A 20,526-nucleotide genomic window follows, 5' to 3' on the forward strand; every position below is an offset into this window, starting at 1 on the left:
AATAAACGTCTCAATTCGCCTCTCGACCTCCCGCTCTTCAAAGATACAGGATTTTGAGATGAATAACAATATTGGCAAAAAACAAAACGGCGACAATTTACTAAGTATTCGATTCATTCCGCCGTTTTAACCAATTATCGGATTACCCTATTAAAAGAGTATCTCTTTTTTACTTGAAATCCTAAATAATAAAAAAAATCTGGATAATCCATTGATGCATTCGTTATTAAAAATGTCCTGATCGATCCATCAAGCTCCCGTTTTTCTTCTTTTGAACGAAAATTCCATTGATGATCGATCCGACAGACTCTCCTCATTTATTGTTGAGGAAGGAACCGTTATAATATTTTTTTTCGAAATTCTATTTAGGAGCGATTTATGCGCATTCTCGGCGTCAATTATATTTTCCATGACTCCGCCGCCGCCCTTGTTTGCGATGGCAAACTGATCGCGATGGTGGAAGAAGAACGGCTGAACCGGCAGAAGCACACCGCCGTCTTTCCCGCCCAATCCATCGATTATTGTCTGAAAGAAGCCGGCCTTACTTTCACCGATCTGGATGTCATCGTCTATTCCGCCATACCCCGTCTCCATTTTTCCAAAAAGATCCTTCATTGGCTAAAATACTTCCCCAACGGAAACCGGTTTTTGCTGCGGGAAATTTACGATCTCGCTGAAAAAGAAAAAGGCCGCCTCCTCTGGCAGCAAAAAATGGAGCATTTCTACGGAAAATTGCCCGAAATCCATTTCGCCGAACATCACCTTTGCCACGCCGCCAGTTCCTTTTTCGTCTCCCCCTTCGAGTCGGCGGCCATCCTTTCCATCGACGGTTCCGGCGAATGGGCGACGACCATGCTGGCGCACGGCCAAGACCGTACGATCCGCGTCCTGGATGAGACTTATTATCCCCACTCCCTGGGAACGCTCTACGAAACTGTCACCCAGTTCGTCGGCTTCAAGCCCAATTACGACGAAGGCAAGGTCATGGGCCTTGCCCCTTACGGCGAACCGGATGCATACCGCGACGCCTTCCGCCGCGTTGTTCATAACGGCCAGGCGCCCCAGATACGACTGGATTTGGATTATTTTCAATACCACCTCGGCCAAAGCATCACTTACTCGCAGAAGTTCATGGACGTATTCGGCGCTCCTCGCAAACCCGGCGAGCCGCTTTCTAAAAACCACGAAAACGTCGCCCGCGGCGTACAGGAAATACTGGAAGATTCCGTCCGCAAAATCGCCATTCATCTGCGCGATCGGACGGGAGAGAAAAACCTGGTTCTGGCGGGCGGCATTGCGCTCAACAGCGTAACCAACGGAAAACTCATTAAGGAAGGTTTGTTCGAAAAGGCGTTCGTCAATCCCGCCGCCCACGACGCCGGAACCGCCATCGGCGCGGCCTATTGGCATTACCATCAGGTTTTAGGCAAAGAACGCTGCTTCGTCCTGACCCATCCCAGTTGGGGGCCGGGTTTCTCCAACGGCGACATATTAAAAATATTGAAATATTCCAAATTGAAATACTCGTTTCATCCCAGCGACATCATCGAAAAAGCGGTGGACGCCCTCAACCAGCGCAAGATCGTAGGCTGGTTTCAAGGCCGCACTGAAATCGGACCGCGCGCGCTGGGCAACCGTTCCATCCTCGCCAATCCGACGTTTCCCGAAATGAAGGAAATCCTCAACCGCGAGGTCAAGCACCGCGAACCTTTCCGCCCCTTTGCTCCTTCCGTCGCCGAAGAGGATCAGGGGCGGATTTTCGATTGTTCCCATCCCGCCCCGTATATGCTTTTCGTCTACGATGTTCTTCCCGAATGGCGCTCCAAAATTCCCGCCGTTACTCACGTGGACGGTTCCGGGCGGCTGCAAACCGTCACCAAAGATTACAACGAAAAGTATTACAACCTGATCAAAGCGTTCGAAAAACGGACCGGCGTTCCCGTCGTGCTCAACACCTCGTTCAACATCATGGGCGAGCCCATCGTCAACACTCCGGCGGAGGCGCTGCGCTGCTTCTTCTCCACCGGCATCGACGTCCTCGCCCTCGGCGATTATTGGCTCGAGAAAACGCCATGAAATCAAGCGGATGCAAAATAGGATGCGTTATTTATGACGTGTTGCGCTTCGCTTTATGCCGACTCTGCATTTACACTATTTGCTATTGATATCATGACGTCAAAACGTTTCTTCTATCTTCTCGCCTTCGCTTTGTTCCTGCGCCTGGTTTTTATCTTCGGCGTTCTAAACTTCCATCCCTCGCTCTATGCCTTCGTGGATGGAGACGGTTATATGGAAATGGGCGAGCAGTTTCACCGGGGCGAGTACCTTTTCGAGAACAAATATTTCCAGCGTTTACCTTTTTATCCGGCGATCGTCTCTTTCATTTCGCTACTACCGGTTGATCGGATTCTTCTGGTTCGCTTTTGGAATATTCTTGTCGATGCCGTCGCTCTCGCCATGATCTATATTTACGCAAAAAGCGCCTTCAACGAACGCTGCGCTCTTTTCGCGGGCTTTCTCTATGCCCTCCATCCTCTCGTCGTCTATCGCCTGGGCATGGTCAATACCGAAATTCTGCAAGCGGCGCTTCTAGCCATCTGCGTTCTCGGCGCACTCTTCCTTCTGCGCGCCGCCAGCCCGCGCAAAGCCCTTTTGCTATCGATGGCGATGACGTTATTCCTATTTGTCAATACGGCGGGCCGCCTGCTTCCCGTCCTCTACGCCGCTTTCATGATGATATACGTCAGAGGGAAAAAAACTTTACTCGTCATCGCTTGTTATCTAACGCCAGCAATCTCTTTTATTCTCGCATGGGGCGTTTATAATTACGTTGTTTCAGGGGAGTATTTTCTCTTCGACACGCGCGGGGGAAAAGAATTTTGGGTCGGCAATTGCCAAGCCATCGATGGACGCGAAGAAGGCCCGCAGCGGGAATTTTTTCTGCAACAATTGCAACGGAAATTGGATCGTTATATCTACGAATTCAAACTCACGCCTAAAGGTTTGAACGATCGCCTATTCCAGGACGGCATGGACGAAATCCGCGCCAATCCGCGCGGGGCGCTGCTTCTCTTTGCGAAGAAAGTTATCCGCTTCTGGTTCGTCCCCGCATCGGAAACCATGCTTTGGTTTACGATTCCCTTGCAAGGATTCTATCTTTTGACGGCGCTGTACGGAGCTTATCTTCTAGGAATCCGTTCGCCCGAATCCGCCATTCCTTTTTTCACGATCGCCTATTTCAACGCCATTTACGCCGTCTCCTACGCTTGCATCCGCTATAGCCACGCCGTCATGCCTCTTGTTTGCATCTTCAGCGGCGCGGCTCTTTCTTTCCTCTATGAGAGATGGAAGCTCTCGAAGGCCCGCGCATGAACAACGCCCAACCGCCCAAGGTTTCCGTCGTCCTGCCCGCGTACAACCGGGAACGCACGATTCTGCGCGCATTGAACAGCGTTCTAAGCCAAACTTTCGCCGATTTCGAAATTCTCGCCGTCGACGACGGCTCCGCCGACGGAACGATAAAAGCCATCCAATCCTGCGCCGATCCCCGCATTCGCTGCCTGCGCCACGAAAAAAATCGCGGCGCCGCCGCCGCCCGCAACACCGGCATCAAAGCGGCGCGAGGCGAATATGTCGCTTTTCTCGATTCCGACGACGAATGGCTGCCTCAAAAATTGGAACTCCAAACCGCCGCTCTCGACGCCTGCTGTCCTGAAACCGGCGGTAATTCCACCTGGACTTTCGACCATTTCCCTCAGCAAGAAAGAACTGTCGTCCATAGCCCGCGCATCGAAGGCCCCTTTCTCAAGCATATCGCTCTCGGCTGCGATCTACGCCCCGGAACGGCGCTTATGATCCGCCGTTCAGTCTATGACGATGTGGGATTGTACGACGATACGCTGACACGGCTGGAAGATTGGGACTGGCTGCTGCGGTTCGCGCAAAAGTATACCCTCGATATTGTTAAAGAACCGCTCGCCCATATCCACATGGGAGCGATGCCGCCCACGTCAAGGGTTGAAGCGCCCACTCTGGCGATCATTCAACGCTTCCTTCATCCCATGACCCAATTCGGGCGCCTTTTCCGCCAGCGAGCCATTGCCCTGCAATACATGCTGCTGGCGGCGGGATTCTTCCGCGACCGCCGCTATGGCAAAGGCTTCCGTTATTTCCTTAAAGGGTTTTCGCAATATCCGCTGCAGCGTCCAGGAACGTTGGTTTTTGTACTCGATTCCCTGCTGGGAACCTCTCTGGCTCTACGCGTTTCCCAATGGAAACGCCGCCTATTCGGCAGCGCCCAATAATCGATTCCCGCGAAAAAAACATCCTCAATCCCGGCGCATTTTTCTTGCATCGGAATTGAGGATGAATCAGCGGTTGATTTCCCTTTTTCAGGACAATAATAATCTTTTCTTGTCCATCGTCGTTTCGCCGATATCGAAATGGCTTACCATTTCCTGCAGTGATTGCGCTTGCGCGGCCAATTCCTCGCTGGAAGAAGCGCATTCTTCGCTGGAGGAGGAATTCTCTCGCGTAACCTGTTCGAGCTGATGAATGACCGTGCGAAGTTGTTCGCCGCTTTGCGTCTGTTCGTTGCAGTTGGCGCTGATTTGACGCACCAACTCGGAAGCGTTTTTAATATCGGGCACGACGGACTGAATCAAAGCGCCCGCTTCTTCCGCTTTGACGACGCTGCTCTTGGCCATTTCGCCGATCTCTTTCGCGGCGACCTGGCTGCGTTCGGCGAGTTTGCGAACTTCGACCGCGACGACGGCGAAGCCTTTGCCCATCTCTCCGGCGCGAGCGGCTTCAATGGCGGCGTTGAGCGCCAGCAGATTGGTCTGGTCGGATATGTCATTAATGATCGTTATTTTATCGGCGATGGTTTTCATGGCGTCCACCGTTTCCATTACCGCCTGGCCGCCTCGATCCGCTTCCACGGCGGCTTTGGACGATACATCCTCGGTCTGGCGGGCGTTTTTCGAGTTATTGCCGATGGTTCTGATTAAGTCATCGATCGTTTTCGCGGCTTCCTCCAAATTGGACGCTTGTTCCGTCGCTCCTTGAGCCAGGCTTTGCGACGAAGTGGATAGGTGTTCCGAACTAGCGGCTACTTGTTCCGCGGATTGTTGAATCCCTTGGATGATCTCCCGCAACGATGCGGACATTTGCGCCAATTCGCCGGCGATTACGCCGATTTCGTCTTTTTGATCGATATCAAGGGATTGATTCAATTTTCCGGCGGACAAATCTTGGATCATTCTCATGCATTTCGCTAAGGGATTCGTAATCCCTTTATTGATGAGATAGGAGAGAAGAATCCCGGCGATTAAGCCTATCACCATAATGAAAAAAAAGTCGAATACGTTCCGGCCATACGACGCATTGGCTGTTTCATGATCGGTTTGCGATATTTTCAGAAGGATTTGTTGCAACTGGTCCAGGTAAGCCCGCGTCGCTTCGAATTTTTCTTGCGCTATCCCCAGAGATAGATCGAGCGCCAGGCGCCGCCCCTCGCGCGTGTCCGCCGAACGGCCGTCGACAATTTGTTGAGATATGGCTTTCCACTCGTCTCGGCTTTTTTCGAACTGGGGGAAAAGAGTTTGTTCTTCCTCGTTTTGGCAGAGAGCCTTGTATTTTTGCCAACGTTCTTCCATCTGGTTGTAATTGTCATTATAGTCGGCGGCCAATTGCTTGAATTGATCCGTCGCGGCATCGCAAAAAATCATGGAACGTTCGGCGACCAGCAATTGTTGGAGATCGCGATCGACTTCGATCAAATAATCGAGACTTGGAATTCTCGTCGTAAAAACGTCGTTCAGAATTCGCTGCCGTACTTTTAGGCTCCAATACCCCTCGATGCCAATAACGCCGATAAGAACAATCATGATGAAAAAAGCAAGATTCAATTTGAAAGCGAGCGATAAATCCCTAAACCATTTCATGGCGGCAATCCCTTCTAAAGCTAATTAATTCTTTCAACGAGTTTGAAGATCACGGCGCAGAGGCGAAGCTAACGCCCCTGCGCCATGATCGATTGGCGTGAGCATTCCCTCATTTGAATTTATCGATGTTGATTCCAATTGTAATCGCGCCGATCACGATTTCTTTTTTCGTCTCTTTATCCACTACTTCTTTCACGGGCACGGAGATTTGAACGAGATAAGCCTGGGTGCTGTCGTCAAATTTCACGTCGCCGATATCGATGCCGCCCTTTCCTTCGTTGAACGACTTCTTGAACTTGTCTTCGTCGCCCTGCCAATAATCGGAAGTCTTGTCCGTCATGGCGACGTTGGCGCCTAGATTGTCCATGACGAAAATCTCGTCGAAGAACGGTTGGCTTTTCAACAGTTTGGTAATTAGGTGTTTACTGCATTCCGATTCCATCATGGCCTTCATATAATCCGCGATGCCCGGCGTCTTGGTCCACTTTTCGTCCATCGCCTTCACTTGTTCCAACGTTTTCTTTTTGGCGTTCTCTTCTTTCACGGCTTTGACGATAATGGGATCATAGCCCCATTTAACCAGTTCCTTCTCGCCGAAATCGATGACTTTTTGCGGCGCCTTTTCCGCCTCTTTTTCCGCCGCGAAGGCCCAGCCGGCAAAAACGAATAAGCCTCCCATGGCAATGAAAACCAACATTCTTTTCATGATCGTATTCTCCTATTATGGCTTAATAATGATCCCCAAGCGTTATATGATCCATATGGATTTAAAAATCGAGTTGCAGCCTCATCATGAAGATATCCGCGTCTTGATCCACTCCCGCCGTATCGTCGCTTTCCGAATGGACGTAATCCCACATAACGCGGGTGAAGGGATTGAGATACCAGTTCAAGGCGAGGGCGTAATCGTCCATATCTCCACCTATCGCGGTCGCAACCGGCGTATCGCTTAAATCCAAATTGGTGTAGCGCGCTGCGACTTCCCAAGCGCCCCAGCCGCCGTTCTTCAGGCTGAAGTTGTTTTTGGGCTTCACTTGCGTCCACATTCCCTCGCCCAGCTTGTAGGGACGGGATTCGCCCGTCAGGAAATACGACGCTTGGACGTAATAGGAATCGAAAGAAGGAGAATCGGCAGCCACGGCATCCACTTCCGAATGAACGTACTCGCTCGAAAGCGTAAAGGGACCATATACCATAGCCAACTCTGCGCCGATCATATCGACGGCGTCCGCATTGATCCCCGCCGTATCGACCAGAGTCGTGTTGGCGCCCGTATTGTAGTAACTTCCGCGTGAATTATAACGAAGGGCGTCGCCTCCCCATTCCTTATGGCTATAAGCCGCTCCCAAGTGAAGAAGCTTTTCGCCGTTGTCTTCGTACCATGGCAATCCGGTTAGGCGAGCGGTTATATCCCAATCGCCCGCCGATCCATCGCTTTCCCATCCGTTGCCGAAAGCGTTGGTCCGCTTGAAAACTCCGGCTTCCCACGTCATACGGTTATCCAAAACTCCATTATGAAACATAATGCCGGTGCTGCGGCTGGGAGAGACTAAAGCGTTGAGCGGCGCTCTTTCCAAAAAGGTGAGATCGCCGTTAAACATCAGTTCTTCCATACTGAAAGGTTCCTTATAATAACCGAAGCGAATTTGAGTAAAATCCAATCCCGTATAATCGAAATACAGATCTTTCCATCTCGTTACGCCGTCGTTTTCTAGTCCATATTGCAATTTGAAATCGAAATCGTCGTATACCTTACCCAAGATTTTCAGCCAAACCCGGCGGAATGTCGTACCGTCCTGAAAATCACCATTATCGACCGAGCCGGCGTACCAATCGCTTTGCACTCGTCCTCCGATTTTAAGCTTATGCGCGCCGTCCGCCGATTCGAAATTCAAGCCGCCTTTCCAATAACCTTTCGCATCCGTAGGTTTCCCTTTTTTCTCCTCTACGCTTTTCTCGACGGTCTCCTTGATCACCGCCGTTTCCGATTTTCCCTCCTCCAGTTTCTTTTCCAGATCGTCTACCCGTTGCAGCAGATCTTGCACCATTTTCTCCAATTTCAATTCTCTTTCCGTAGGTTCTTGCGCCTCCGCTGCAAACATCGGCGCAGAGCTTCCCCACAAAACCAGGCATACTGCCAATATCCATCTTGCTCTACTCATTCCCATTCTTCCTTTCTTTAAATAAATATAACAAAACAGTCCTTCGCATTATCAATTTATATGCCAGAGATATAACTATTTCCAATATGGATTTAAATTCTTTATTTTCAATAAATTACGGATAAGGAAACATCCAACGGGTAGGTTAGCCATCGCGAAACAAATCGTTCGTTGTATCTGAAAAGGTTAATCGCAGTAACAGGGCGCGTTACAAATCCCGTAAGCCGATTCATATTCCCCGCTCGAATAACAGAATGCGCATAGAAGGAATTCTTTGGAAAAAAATCCTATTTCGATTATGATGCGTCTATACGGATTTGCCGCCGCTAATTTATAATGATGCACATCCAGAAAGGGAGGATTCAATCATGCAGGAATCTACGATTTCTCGCCGTTCGGCGCTGGGCGCTTTGACTACGGGCGTTTTAGGGGCCGCCGCAGGCTCTCCCCAAGCGCTTGCCAGTGAAACCAGCGGCAAATTGAAAGAAAACATCAAGCAGTCGGTTTCCAAATGGTGCTTCGACAAATTCATCCAACAGAATTCCTACGACGAATTCGCCAAACGCTGCGCCGAATTAGGCCTGGCCGGCATCGACCTGATCGATTACAAGGAATGGCCCACGGCTCAAAAATACGGGCTGGTTCCCACCATGACGCCGGGCGCGGGTAATATCCCCAACGCCTTGAACGTCAAGGACAATCACGCCAAATGCCTTGAAGAATTCAAAACGAATATCCCGCGCGCTGCGGAAAATAAAGTCCCCAACGTAATCACTTTTTCCGGCAACCGGCGGGGCATGAGCGACGAAGAAGGATGGGAGAATTGCGCCCTGGGTTTGAAAGAAGCCGTCAAGATCGCCGAAGACAAGGGCGTGATCATCTGCATGGAACTGCTCAACAGCAAGGTCGATCACAAGGATTACATGTGCGATCATACGGAATGGGGCGTGGAATTATGCAAGCGGGTCAATTCGCCCAATTTCAAACTCCTTTACGACATTTACCACATGCAGATCATGGAAGGCGATATCATCCGCACTATCAAAAAGTACTCGCCATACCTCGGCCATTTCCACACCGGTGGCAATCCGGGACGGCTGGATATCGACGATACGCAGGAACTTTTTTATCCCCCCATCATGAAAGCCATTGTAGAAACGGGATACAAGGGATATGTCGCGCATGAATTCATCCCCAAAAACGGATTGGACTCGCTGGCGGCGGCAATCAGACTGTGCGACGTATAAATAGAAAAGCCGTGGTCAGTGTTCATAAAAGTAGGATGGGTCGCGTTTTTTGACCCATCAAGAGTTATGGTACGGTTGGACGGCAAAGGCAAGGCGAAGCCTGCCTTTGTTCTTTTTCGCAAATTATGTAGAACCTCTTGCAAAATTCTTTTATTCCTCCCCCATGCTTGGGGGAGGTTAGGAGGGGTTAACGTAAGTCCATTAAAATCAACCCCCCTCTAACTCCCCCCAAGCTTGGGGGGAGAATTTAAAGACGGATTTCATTAATTTTGCATGAGCCTCATGTAGATAATCTGCCGGGGGAACGGCTTGCCGTTCCCCCCAGTTTTAACTCCGCCGGAGCGCCGGGTATGGAAGAAACAATCAACAAACTTCACCAAGAATTTTCCGAACTGTCCCAAGCCTTGAGCGTGGGGCGGCCTTCCTGGGACGAGTATTTCATGATGATGGCGAAACTAGCAGCTACGCGTTCGACCTGCTACTCGCGTCCCGTCGGCGCCGTCATCGTTCGGGACCGGCGCCTTCTAGCGACGGGCTACAACGGAGCGCCGCCAGGAACCTGGCATTGCACGGACGAGAAGAAATGCTTTTGGCGGCAGCCGGAAAATCACGTCCCCGGCATCGAACCTCGCGAATTGTCGCGCGCCATCCACGCCGAAATGAACGCCATCGCTCATGCCGCCCGCAAGGGCATCAGCATCGAAGGGGGAACGCTCTACTGCACCCTCTCGCCTTGCATTAACTGTTTCAAAGTAGTCATCAGCGCCGGAATCAAAGAAGTCTTCTTCGAACATATTTACGATTTCAATAATAATGGGGGCGACAAATTCCTGCTGGATTACTACGCCCAATACAAAAATATCATTTCTGTGAAGCAACTGAAAATAACGGATCAAGGCCAAAGAACCGCCATCCAATTCCTTTCGGATATCACATCCAAACGGCGGCACGATCACTATTCTTGAGAAATTCCTTCCTCTTACCGCTGCGCTTCGTGCGAGCGGCGCATTGAAGATAATCCCCTCTTTTCAAAAAAAAATTTCAGAGAATGGTTTTATTTGCCGATAACCATAGTGATAACGGTGAATTTTTGCCTAGAGAAGTAGGTCATAATAGCGCATTTTTTTCACAAGAGCGCATCAGTCAGTGAAGAGAGGGTAATAGTAAATCCATATTGATGAATATGTTATATGCCATATCGAAAGCCTGCGCCTCATAATGGCATGATACTTACTAATTTAAGTAAGAAAAAAGGCAAGGTGGATCATGAAAGTCCTCATCAATGAAAGAAACGAAGATATCCGCAAACTATACGAGGTAATCTTCTCCCCGTATGAAGCGGAAATCACCTTTGCGGAAGACGCCGACGAAGCGCAGGCCAGCGCCGAGAGGGATCATTTCGATCTAGTGCTTCTCGATGTAGGCTTTCCGGATATGGAAGGCATCGCTGTGGCCGATCATCTTCACAGCAAGGTACCCGATCATTCGCTGGTGCTAGTCTCCTCGGTTCCGGTAGCCAAGATCATCAGCGAGGAGTTGAAAAAATCCATCAGCCTTTTCATGAAGCCTTTGGATATCAAAGGATTGCAAAATCTAATTCGCAGCCGCTTTCACTTGGCGCCATCTATGGCCTGAAAAATCAACTTTATTCGATAAAAAAACAACGTCCCCCGGAGAACTAACCAGGGGATGTTTTATTTTCCTTCTCTTCAAACCAATTTTTATATGATCAATTTTTTCACGGCCTTGAATTCATCCGTCCCGGCTTCCTTCAGTAATTCGAACAATACCGCCTCCGTATCGGTCAGGATTGCGCCCGCGTTTTGCATACGTTCGAAAGCGAGATCGCGGTTGAAGTCGCTGCGGGAGCATGTCGCCAGGACAGGTATTTGCGCTTGGTAGCCGTTGGCGAGAAGATCGAGAACCGTTTGCATGACGCAGACGTGAGTTTCGACTCCCGTCGCGATGACCTGTTTGCGCTTGGTCTTGCGCAGGAGTTTCCAAAAATCGGCGTTTCCGCAGCAACTGAACGTCATTTTTTCGGCGGTCATGGCGGGATCGATCTCCTTGGCGATATCCTCCACGATAGGCCCTAAGCCTTGCGGATATTGCGCGGCGGCGATGATGGGAACGCCAAGCATCTTAGCGCCTTCCATCAAGCGAACGATTTCAGCGACAAGGGTAACGCGATGTTCCATGATATCGACGAGTTTCTTTTGGCAGTCGATGACGAGCAAAACCGCGTCCTCCCGCCGCAGAATGCTTTCATGTTTTTTGAATTTGGCGCGGCTGGACGCCGAAGCCGTTTTTGGGGAACTTGCCGTTTGCGCATTCATAGTAAACCTCCAAGCGCTTATTCTTCTAACTTTAGTCTTTTTATCGAATGCAAAGGGAAACGATTCCGCCTCCGGCGGATTCTATGACGAGTGGTTTCGTTCGGCGGGCGATTTACGAACGGAAGGCATGCTTCGATTCTCAATAATCGGCGATCGATTATTCCCCCTCGCCGCTAATTCGAAAATTCCGTTACTTTTTCTTCTTTTTCTTGGGATCTTCCGCCGCTTCCTCTTCTTCTTTCGGCGGGAAGCGTTCTTTCCATAAGGCGTCTACTTCATTGACAAAGTTTTGTTGGTTGGTGCTGGAAATTTGCTTCAAGCGGTTATCGGCGTAGTTGCGGGCGTAACGAAGGCATTTATCGCCCGATTCATCGTCTTTGAAGCGGTAATGGAATTTCGCCATCAGCAGATTCATGCCGCCGTCTTTCAACTCGCTGGGGATGGCGCTGAGGTCGTCGTTGCGGAAGCTCATTTTCATGTAATTATAGGCTTCGTTCCAATATTCCTCGATAAGATCCTTATACCGCTCCTCATTCTCATCTTCCAATGTTTTCATCAGTTCCTGCAGGAACTGGATGGTTTGAAGATAATTGGCGCCGATAAAATAAAAGCGCGGTTCGGGGGATTTCATATCCAAGGTTTTTTCGCTGAATTCCATTTCCACGGCATTTTTCAGAGTTACGTAATCCCAATGGGCAGGTTCCACATCGTAATTGTAGGCGATGCGTAACAGCTGGCAGTAGCGATCCACGGCGAAACAGGCTATAGCCGTAATATAATCGCGCGGCTCCGCAAACATCAATGTGAAAAACTGGAGGCCGAACTTTTCCTTATTTTGCCAGATTTTTTCGAAAGTGGCTTTGGTGCGCGTGTTGGCGGGACGGTTGTTTTTCTTGTCGAGCATGGCGCTTTCTTTCTCAAAGCGGCTATACGCATCGACGAGAACCTGGAAGCGCTCGCGAGTGGTTTTGTTGAAGAATTCTTTGATTTGGTTATGTTTGGAAGGACTGCGGAAAAACATGGTGTATTTGTCGACGCCGAAGCTGTATTCGTTGGAAGCGGTGAAACAAGTAGGACAAATCGTGGTTTTCAAAACGTCTGGATATTCGTCGTATTCCCCGACGGGCTGCGTGTGGGCTACCATCCATTCATCCATCACGATCGTTTGGCTTTTGGTGATGAATTGATAATTGAACATAGGACCTTCGCAGGTCAAACATTTCGTATCGCGCTTCCATAAGGATTTCTTTTTGGGCATTATGAAAATCCTCCGAACAAACCTGATTTGAAGCCGCTATTCCCAATTAGTCATAAGATCAACATAACATCAATCCCTTCAAACGCTTTTATATCATAGCATTCATTAATCCGTTATAGAAAGACGACAGAACGCTTGTCAAGGCGGAAAAAGCAAATTTTTTCTCCGCCATGATGCGCGCCCTATCCCCGCATTCCCCGGCAAAAATCGGATTTCTCAATAAGTTTATGGCGCTTTCCGCCAAGGAGAGAGCGTCCGTTCCTCCCGCCAATCCAGTCTGATGCTCACGGATATAAGCGGCGGCGTCGCCAACATCGGACGCAGCCACCGGCCTTCCGGAAGCGTAATAATCGAAGAGTTTATTGGGAATCCGCGCCTGGTTGGCAAGATTGTTCTCAAGCGGCAAAAGTTGTACATCGCAGGCCCCTAGATAGCAGGGAATTTCCTCAAAGGGAACAGCGCCCGGAAGAAAAACATCTTGGCCGGTTTGGAAACGCTGGCGGAATATTTCTTTCTCCTTCTCCTCCACACCGCCGCCGACGACTAATAAAACCGCTTCGGGGATTTCTTTTTTAATGTGGCTGAAGGCTTCCGCCAATAGTCCCATGTCCCACAAGGAAAAGCCGACGAATCCCAAAATCGGCGCCAGCAAAGGCAAGCCAAGCTGTTTTCGGCACTCATCCCGATCCATGGCGGGAAAGCGTTCGATCGCCACGCCGGAGGGCAGCGTTAAGAGCCGGTTTGGTTCGACTCCCGCACGCAGCGCCCGTTCATGAAGGGCGGAACTGATGACCGTCACGCCGTCGGAGATGCGCTTGCTTCCCTCCTCAATCTTTTGCTCCCAGCGGTCGATGAAGGCAAAACGGCGGCGGGCGGTCGTGATCCCGCCTCCCGCCCACCAATCGCACCAATCGCTGACGAAGAGCGTCCGGCGGTCTCTCGGCGCGATTCGGCGGCGCGCCCGCATCCATAGCCAGGGAAGAAGAACGTTCGGGCGATGATCGAAGGCGTGAATAACGTCCCATGAGTTCCATGAAGCCCGGATCAGACGGGCGAGGTTGTCCACAAGGGCGTATCCGCCGTCATGGCCGCTCACCGGCCGCCAGCGCGGCGTTTGCCAGACCTTGACGCCGTCGATGGAAAAACGGCTTCCCCCCGCGTCGATTTCCCGCGCCGTCGTCCATAGATATACTTCATCGCCCTGGCGAACCAATTCCCTCGCGAAGCCGAGACAGCGGAAGAAAGTTCCCCTCCATATCAAGTTATGATTGAGAAAAAGAATTTTCATTATCTGCTCATCAACAAACCAGCCCTCTCTATCGCCGCACCGCCCGATTGTATTATAAAATCATTCTTCTTAATCGCCGTCCAGGAGACGATTCGCTTATGAACGATTTGCGAAACGTATACGCGCAAAAGGCGCTGAGCCAAATTCCGCGTCTGCTCTCTTCTCAAGACCGCAGCCGCTTTTCCCATACCTACGGCTGTATGAACCGCGAGTTTTGGCTTTGCCGCAGCACGGACTTTCCATCGTCTATCGCTCAATTCGGAACGCACGCTCTCGCCTTGGCCTACGCCGTGAAAATGCCGGACAATTCTTATTATCAGCATCCCAAAATATTGGAATGGACGCTGGCGGGCGTGGACTATTGGACGAAGATTCAGCACAAGGATGGCTCCTTCGACGAATTCTATCCCAACGAGCGCGGCTGGGCGGGGCCGACGGGATTTCTGCTTTACGCCATGTGCGATTCGTATCGCCGGATAAAAGACTTCTTCCCGCCGGACTTGAAGGAGCGCTTTCTAAAAACCGTCCACCGCGCCGGGCTTTTTCTTGCGGGGACGGACGAATCCGGCGTTCTGGCCAATCATCATGCCATGGCGATTCTTCCTATGTACGAAGCGTTCTTGCTTACTAACGACAAAAAGATCGAGGACGCATTCCATAAGAAATTGGATATCTTTTTTTCCTATTGCCATGAAGAGGGCTGGTGCCTGGAATACGACGGCGCCGATCCCGGCTATCTTTCCGCCACCATAAGTTTCATGGCCAAGCTGGCTAAGAATTATCAAGACGAACGCTTCGATCCCTTCTTCCAGATGTGTGTGGAATTCAGCAGTTATTTCGTTTATCCCAACGGCCATTACGGTGGCTCGGCGGGCAGCCGCCAGACGCTGCATTTTTATCCTCATGGTTATGAATTGCTGGCGGGGGAAATTCCTCTCGCCGCCGCTGTGGCGGACAAGATGCTGATGGGTTTGCAGAACGGCGCACTGGTTCCGCCGGAAATTCAGGAAGAGCGCTATTTCGTCTACCGCATCCCGGAATTTCTGCTTGCGTATGCCGACTACGGCCCGCGTCCGGAAAAGACGCCTCCGTTGCCCTACGAGCGCGAGGATTTTCGGCGCTGCTTTCCCGGCGCGAAGATCGCCGTGGATAAGAGAAAAGATTCCTACACGCTCGTCAACGCCGCCAAGGGAGGAGTAGTAAAATATTTCCAACTGCCGGAAGGTCGTTTGCGCGTCAACAATTGCGGATTGATCGGAAGGCTATCCAATGGAAAAATCTTCACCAGCCAATGGATCGATGAAGAACGCACTATCGAAAATGATGGCCAAGCGATTCGCATCCAAGGACGATGCCATTGGATTCCATCCAAAACGTTTACTCCATTTAAATTCATCCTTTTCCGGCTGGCGATGATTTGTCTCGGCTGGCATGAAAAATCGGCTTATTTTTTGAAAGGAGGAATCCGGCGCCTCCTAATGACCGGCCAAAATCCGGCGCCAGTTCGTTTCGAACGCACCATCAAGTTATTGGATAATGGGATTGATGTTGTTACGCGCATCCAACTGGAAGGAAGCCATACAATAAACGGCCTGCAAATCGGAGACGAATTTCCGGCGCGGTACGTTCCGCAATCCCGCTATTTCCAGCCGCAGGAATTGGATGTACGGGGATATATATTGAATGACAAAGAATTGGAGAAACTCAATCGCCAACGCGAAATTACGATCATTGAGCGATACGCCCACAGCGACAGCGAAAGCGTTTTTTCGATCGAGGATCAATAATTCCAATAAGCATCGATTCTTGAAATGTCGAGATTCTTTTCGTCTTAAGCCTATCTTTCACAATTCATCAATCATCACTCAACATTCATCATTCCCGATACGGCTCGATATGGATGATGACATCGACGACATCTGGGCATTTAATTAAAAGTTGTTTTTTCACGATGCCGGAAATTTCATGGCCTTTTTGAACAGTGAGACTTCCATCCACTTGAATATGAAGATCGAGCGCCGTGCCCGAACCGATGGAGCGGGTGCGGATGGCGTGGACGGATTTGACGCCGGATACCGTCAAAGCCGTCGTTTCAATCTGTTCGATCTCCTTGGCGGATGCGCCGGCGTCGATGAGTTGATTGAAAGCGGGAGCCATGATGCTCCACGCCGCTTGCAGAATAAAAAGACAGACGATCAGCGCGCCGATATGATCCAAGAAAATCCAATCGGGACTGATCGCCGCGCCTGCCACGGAAATGGCTGCCGGAATGGAACTGAATCCGTCCGACCGATGATGCCAAGCGTTGGCAATAACGGCCTGCGACTTGATGGAGTGTCCCACTTTTACCGTCCAGTGATAGAGCAATTCCTTGCTGACAATGGAAAGAACCGCCGCCCAGAAGGCGATCCATTTCGGCGCTTCCAAGTTCGCCTCATGGCGTTGTTGCAGCGTAACAATTGCGTTCCAGCCGATCCCCACGCCGACGGCCAACAGTACGAATCCCAATAGCGCCGTAACGACGGTTTCGATCCGTCCGTGACCGTGCGGATGTTCGGCGTCGGCGGGCAGCGACCAGTAGCGCGAGCCGATCAACACCGCGATGTCGGTAGCCAGATCGGATAAGCTGTGAATGGCGTCGGCGATGACCGCCTGGCTATGCCCGATCCATCCGCATACGAATTTGATACCCGATAGGGCGATATTGACGAACATCCCCCAGATCGTAACATGGCGCACTTGCTGGGTACGCAACTCTTCCGAAACCTTCCCTTTTGAATTATCGATGTTCATTGCCTTCATTCCAAAGAATCATTCGTCGACGCAGCTGGATTTTCGAAAAACCATGGATTTCCTTTCTTTAACGAATTGAATTTTTCACCGCTTTTACTGCGATCGTAAACGCCTGCCGGGGATTCTCCACGGCGATTTGACGAATATCCTCATCGGCAAAATCCGCTTTCTTCAAGGCGGGGATCAATTCGGTGAAGAGAACATCATACGAACGGAATTGGCCTCCCTTCGGTTCGCCCACGTTATACCATCCTGCATCGTGAGAGAGCATCGTTTTATGCAATAAATTCCTCCGTTTCATTTCCCGAAGCTTTGCAACATAACTCGAAACCGATTGGGAACTCACGCCATCGAACGAAACCCATGCTCCTTGCTCCGCCGCTTGCGCATGGAGGTTGGGATCGCTTTCGTTTTGCGCGTGGACCCAGATAAAAGCTTCTCCGGCAACGCCCTCTTCGGCGAGGACGGCCAATTCGTCCTTGAACGCCCCGCCGCCGCCCGTATGCGCGGCGATCACTAAGCCGGTCGCCAGATGAGTGCGCGCCGCTGCGCGAATCAACTTGCGGTCGATTTCGGAGAGGGACCCGTAATCGACTCCAGTTTTGATAAAGCCTGGCCGGATGTCCGTCCCCTCGATGCCTTCCTTCCATTCATTAATCCAGCGCGCCGCCAACTGATCCACCGTCTCGGAGAAAGCGTGAGGGGGAAGATACTTATCTCCGGCGGCGCCGTAGTATCCCGTATTGGTCAACAGATTCATGCCGCTGGCTGCGGAGAGCCGCTTCAACAATATTGGATCGCGCCCGATATAAGCAGGGGTGCATTCGACCATCGACTGGCAGCCAAGTTCGCGAACCGCTTTCAAGTAAGGCAGGATGACCGTGAACGCTTCGTCTGCATCATAGCGGTCCCGGCTGACTCGATCGGCGCCGATGAAATCGACCAAGACATGCTCGTGAGGCAGCGTAACGCCAAGACTCTCCGGCGCGATGGGGCCGCTGACCGTCATGATTTTTCCGGCGTCATCTTGCGATAGGACGGTTGAGGGACGAATGACTCCCGCCGCAGCGGAAGCCGCCATCGTTTGACAAAAGCGTCGTCTATCCATCGGCATGAATCCTTTCCGTTTTTTTCGCCATAGCATACTTTATTTTGCGGAAAAAGGAAAAGCAGAATGGCGGAATTGGGGAACGAGACTCTTTCATAAAAACTAGAGTATGATATGGCGTATTAACGTCGATCCATTTTCCTGGGGAGGAAAGAGCGATGAGGAATCCATTCGCGATTCCGATTTTCGCCGCGGCGGGGTTCGTCTTTCTATTCATCGACGCCAGTCCCGTCAATGCGTTGGAGAAAGAGGGAATATATTCCCTCGTCTTTCATGACGTATCGCCAGACAACCTCGACGGCTGCTCCGTCTCGCCCGATTATTTCCGCGACGTATTGCAGATGATTTATCTCGGCGGCAAAAAGACGATTCCCGTCAGCGAAGCCGTGCAGCGCGTTCGCCGCGGCGGGCCGTTTCCCAAAGAATTGCTATTGATGACGTTCGACGACGGCTGGGCGGGAAACCGGGATTTCGCGCATCCTCTTCTTTGGCAATACGGAATGAAGGCCGCCGAGTTCGTTCATACCAACGGGACGGATCAGGGACGTCCGCGCCGTTGCAATTGGGAAGATTTGCGATGGATGGCCGACTCCGGCGTGTGGGAGATTCACTCCCACTCCGCCTCCCATCCCGATTTGACGGCTTTGAACGCCGAGGCGCTGCAATGGGAATTGCTGCGTCCATTGGATCGCCTGCGCTATTTTGGATTTCTAAATGAGATTTACCTTGCCTATCCTTACGGCGCATATAATGAGTATGTTCAACAGCAGGCGATCGTGAATGGTTACGCCGCTGGATTCACGTCGGGACCAGCAATGCAGATAACTCGGGGAAGCGGCCTTTTCGCCATCCCGCGCAATATGATTTGCCAATTGTTCGACCAAAACCTCGTCTGCCGCAAAATCGGTTTGGATTTAAGCCGCATCCGCCGCAACCTCTCCGTCTTCGACGAGCCGGAAGGCCGGTTCGACGGACATTGGACCGTTGTCCGTTACGACTCGGCGCCGCCTGGGTATACTCTCGGACAATATGGAATAACGTATGCATCAGCGCAGGACAACCGGGCTTCTTGGTCGAAAATTTTTTCCATTTTGACGAAAGGAAAATTCGCTTTATCTCTCTGGACTCCCTCTCTGGATGCTTCCTCCTTGAAAGGAATTAGCTGGACGATATCCAATCGCAAACAGAACGTCATCGCCAATGGATTCATTCAACAAAGAAAAACGAATGGATGGACGCCGTTAACGTTTCTAACGTTGGAGGCGGGACCTTATACGCTAAAGATTTTCAACTCAAGCGCAGAATACGGCGCGCTTATCGTCGACGCATTAAAATTGGAAAGAACGAATTGAAATCATGACCTTTTCTTATCATTGCGAAATTCGCGAACTGCCTTTGCGCGATCCTTTCGGCATCTCGCGGGGAACGAGGCGCTTCGTACGCAATCTATTCGTCCGGATTGGCGATGGCTGGGGAGAGGGGGCGCCGATCTATTACAAAGGCCAAACGGCGGAGGCCATGCTCCAAATGGCGCAGGAATGGCTTGCGGAAAAGCCAGACTGCCAACGCCCAATTGCGGAAATCGTTGTAGATCTTTTGCGGCGCTATCCAGAACAAACCGCATTAGCCCAAGCCGTCGATCTGGCTCTGCACGACGCATGGGGCAAACGGGAGGGGAAGCCGCTTTACGAACTTTGGGGATGGCCTTGGGACAACGTCCCCCTCTCCTCCTTCACCATCGGCATGGACGAGTTGGAAATCGTAATGCAAAAAGCAGCCAGGGCGGATGAATACCCCATCCTCAAGATTAAAGCTGGCGGCCCTCGCGATATGGAAATCCTTCAAGCGATTCACGACCGGACGGCAAAGCCCTTGCTAGTCGATGCCAACGAAGGCTGGAACGCCGAACAGACGTTAAACTATCTTCCTCGCTTGGAGAAATGGGGAGTTCTCTTGCTCGAACAGCCGTTGCCCAGCCGCGATCGGGAAGGTTATCGCCGCCTGCGCGAAGAGAATCCAACCCATATCCCAATATTTATCGATGAGGGAGCGCAGGGGCCGGAGGATGTTGAAGCGTGGGCGGGTTTGGCGGATGGAATCAATATCAAGTTGGCCAAATGCGGCGGACTGGAGCGGGGGAAAACAATGGCTGAAACCGCCAAGCGATACGGCTTAAAGGTCATGCTGGGCTGCATGATCGAAAGTTCGCTGGGAATCTCCGCCGCCGCGAATCTGGCGCCCCTGGCCGTTTTCGCTGATCTCGACGGCGCCGCGCTGCTGAGCGAGGACCCTTTCACGGGCATGAAATTGGATAAGGGACGGTTAATCATGCCTTCGCTGCCGGGAATCGGCGCGAAAGAACGTGAATAGATTTATGAGAAAAAGAAAA

At 51.1% G+C, this 20,526-nt stretch carries 17 protein-coding genes; 9 read left to right on the forward strand and 8 right to left on the reverse strand.

What is annotated here, in order from left to right; translation table 11 throughout:
* Nucleotides 1-378 precede the first annotated feature (378 nt).
* The 3 genes from AB1656_11780 to AB1656_11790 all read left to right on the forward strand — a co-directional run bounded on the left by AB1656_11780 (nucleotide 379) and on the right by AB1656_11790 (nucleotide 4,304).
* Entirely contained in the window at nucleotides 379-2,076 is a 1,698-nt protein-coding gene (locus AB1656_11780) for a carbamoyltransferase (protein ID MEW6236059.1), read from the forward strand.
* Between the two features lie 93 nt (nucleotides 2,077-2,169).
* Nucleotides 2,170-3,372: a glycosyltransferase family 39 protein gene (locus tag AB1656_11785; GenBank protein MEW6236060.1), complete on the forward strand. Its 1,203-nt coding sequence runs from the start codon at nucleotides 2,170-2,172 to the stop codon at nucleotides 3,370-3,372.
* On the forward strand, nucleotides 3,369-4,304 hold the full coding sequence (locus AB1656_11790) for a glycosyltransferase family 2 protein (protein ID MEW6236061.1): 936 nt from the start codon (nucleotides 3,369-3,371) through the stop codon (nucleotides 4,302-4,304). Before AB1656_11785 ends, AB1656_11790 begins: the two co-directional genes overlap by 4 nt.
* 87 nt (nucleotides 4,305-4,391) lie before the next feature.
* On the opposite strand, the gene AB1656_11795 is transcribed toward AB1656_11790, so the two are convergent.
* The 3 genes from AB1656_11795 to AB1656_11805 form a co-directional block, all read right to left on the reverse strand.
* Nucleotides 4,392-5,945 carry a methyl-accepting chemotaxis protein gene (locus AB1656_11795; protein MEW6236062.1) on the reverse strand — a complete coding sequence of 518 codons (1,554 nt, stop codon included), beginning with the start codon at nucleotides 5,943-5,945 and terminating at the stop codon, nucleotides 4,392-4,394.
* Between the two features lie 109 nt (nucleotides 5,946-6,054).
* Nucleotides 6,055-6,651: a cache domain-containing protein gene (locus AB1656_11800; protein MEW6236063.1), complete on the reverse strand. Its 597-nt coding sequence runs from the start codon at nucleotides 6,649-6,651 to the stop codon at nucleotides 6,055-6,057.
* Between the two features lie 61 nt (nucleotides 6,652-6,712).
* Nucleotides 6,713-8,107: a porin gene (locus AB1656_11805; GenBank protein MEW6236064.1), complete on the reverse strand. Its 1,395-nt coding sequence runs from the start codon at nucleotides 8,105-8,107 to the stop codon at nucleotides 6,713-6,715.
* 368 nt (nucleotides 8,108-8,475) lie between these two features.
* Here AB1656_11805 and AB1656_11810 point away from each other — a divergent pair, with 368 nt between their 5' ends.
* The 3 genes from AB1656_11810 (at nucleotide 8,476) to AB1656_11820 (ending at nucleotide 10,989) form a co-directional block, all read left to right on the forward strand.
* Entirely contained in the window at nucleotides 8,476-9,354 is an 879-nt protein-coding gene (locus AB1656_11810; protein MEW6236065.1) for a TIM barrel protein, read from the forward strand.
* Between the two features lie 350 nt (nucleotides 9,355-9,704).
* Nucleotides 9,705-10,319, forward strand: a complete 615-nt coding sequence (locus AB1656_11815) for a dCMP deaminase family protein (protein MEW6236066.1) — start codon at nucleotides 9,705-9,707, stop codon at nucleotides 10,317-10,319.
* Nucleotides 10,320-10,620: 301 nt separating this feature from the next.
* A complete protein-coding gene (locus tag AB1656_11820; GenBank protein ID MEW6236067.1) occupies nucleotides 10,621-10,989 on the forward strand; it encodes a response regulator in 369 nt (122 codons plus the stop codon).
* A gap of 86 nt (nucleotides 10,990-11,075) precedes the next feature.
* On the opposite strand, the gene AB1656_11825 is transcribed toward AB1656_11820, so the two are convergent.
* The 3 genes from AB1656_11825 to AB1656_11835 all read right to left on the reverse strand — a co-directional run bounded on the left by AB1656_11825 (nucleotide 11,076) and on the right by AB1656_11835 (nucleotide 14,236).
* Nucleotides 11,076-11,690 (reverse strand): isochorismatase family protein, encoded by a 615-nt coding sequence (locus AB1656_11825; protein MEW6236068.1) that lies wholly within the window; start codon nucleotides 11,688-11,690, stop codon nucleotides 11,076-11,078.
* 190 nt (nucleotides 11,691-11,880) lie between these two features.
* Nucleotides 11,881-12,948: a hypothetical protein gene (locus tag AB1656_11830; GenBank protein ID MEW6236069.1), complete on the reverse strand. Its 1,068-nt coding sequence runs from the start codon at nucleotides 12,946-12,948 to the stop codon at nucleotides 11,881-11,883.
* Between the two features lie 88 nt (nucleotides 12,949-13,036).
* Nucleotides 13,037-14,236, reverse strand: coding sequence for a glycosyltransferase family 4 protein (locus AB1656_11835; GenBank protein MEW6236070.1), 1,200 nt, complete (start codon nucleotides 14,234-14,236; stop codon nucleotides 13,037-13,039).
* 98 nt (nucleotides 14,237-14,334) lie between these two features.
* On the opposite strand from AB1656_11835, the gene AB1656_11840 reads away from it, so the two are divergent.
* Nucleotides 14,335-16,023, forward strand: a complete 1,689-nt coding sequence (locus AB1656_11840) for a hypothetical protein (GenBank protein MEW6236071.1) — start codon at nucleotides 14,335-14,337, stop codon at nucleotides 16,021-16,023.
* Nucleotides 16,024-16,111: 88 nt separating this feature from the next.
* Here AB1656_11840 and AB1656_11845 read toward each other — a convergent pair whose 3' ends face one another.
* Together AB1656_11845 and AB1656_11850 are read right to left on the reverse strand one after the other, a co-directional pair.
* On the reverse strand, nucleotides 16,112-17,029 hold the full coding sequence (locus tag AB1656_11845) for a cation diffusion facilitator family transporter (protein ID MEW6236072.1): 918 nt from the start codon (nucleotides 17,027-17,029) through the stop codon (nucleotides 16,112-16,114).
* Between the two features lie 67 nt (nucleotides 17,030-17,096).
* Nucleotides 17,097-18,137 (reverse strand): phosphotriesterase, encoded by a 1,041-nt coding sequence (locus AB1656_11850; GenBank protein ID MEW6236073.1) that lies wholly within the window; start codon nucleotides 18,135-18,137, stop codon nucleotides 17,097-17,099.
* 158 nt (nucleotides 18,138-18,295) lie between these two features.
* Between AB1656_11850 and AB1656_11855 the strand changes: the two genes are divergently transcribed.
* Nucleotides 18,296-19,489: a polysaccharide deacetylase family protein gene (locus tag AB1656_11855; GenBank protein MEW6236074.1), complete on the forward strand. Its 1,194-nt coding sequence runs from the start codon at nucleotides 18,296-18,298 to the stop codon at nucleotides 19,487-19,489.
* Between the two features lie 4 nt (nucleotides 19,490-19,493).
* Nucleotides 19,494-20,507, forward strand: coding sequence for a dipeptide epimerase (locus tag AB1656_11860; GenBank protein ID MEW6236075.1), 1,014 nt, complete (start codon nucleotides 19,494-19,496; stop codon nucleotides 20,505-20,507).
* The last annotated feature ends 19 nt before the right edge of the window (nucleotides 20,508-20,526 follow it).

The organism is Candidatus Omnitrophota bacterium (genome assembly GCA_040755155.1).
GTDB lineage: Bacteria > Hinthialibacterota > Hinthialibacteria > Hinthialibacterales > Hinthialibacteraceae > JBFMBP01.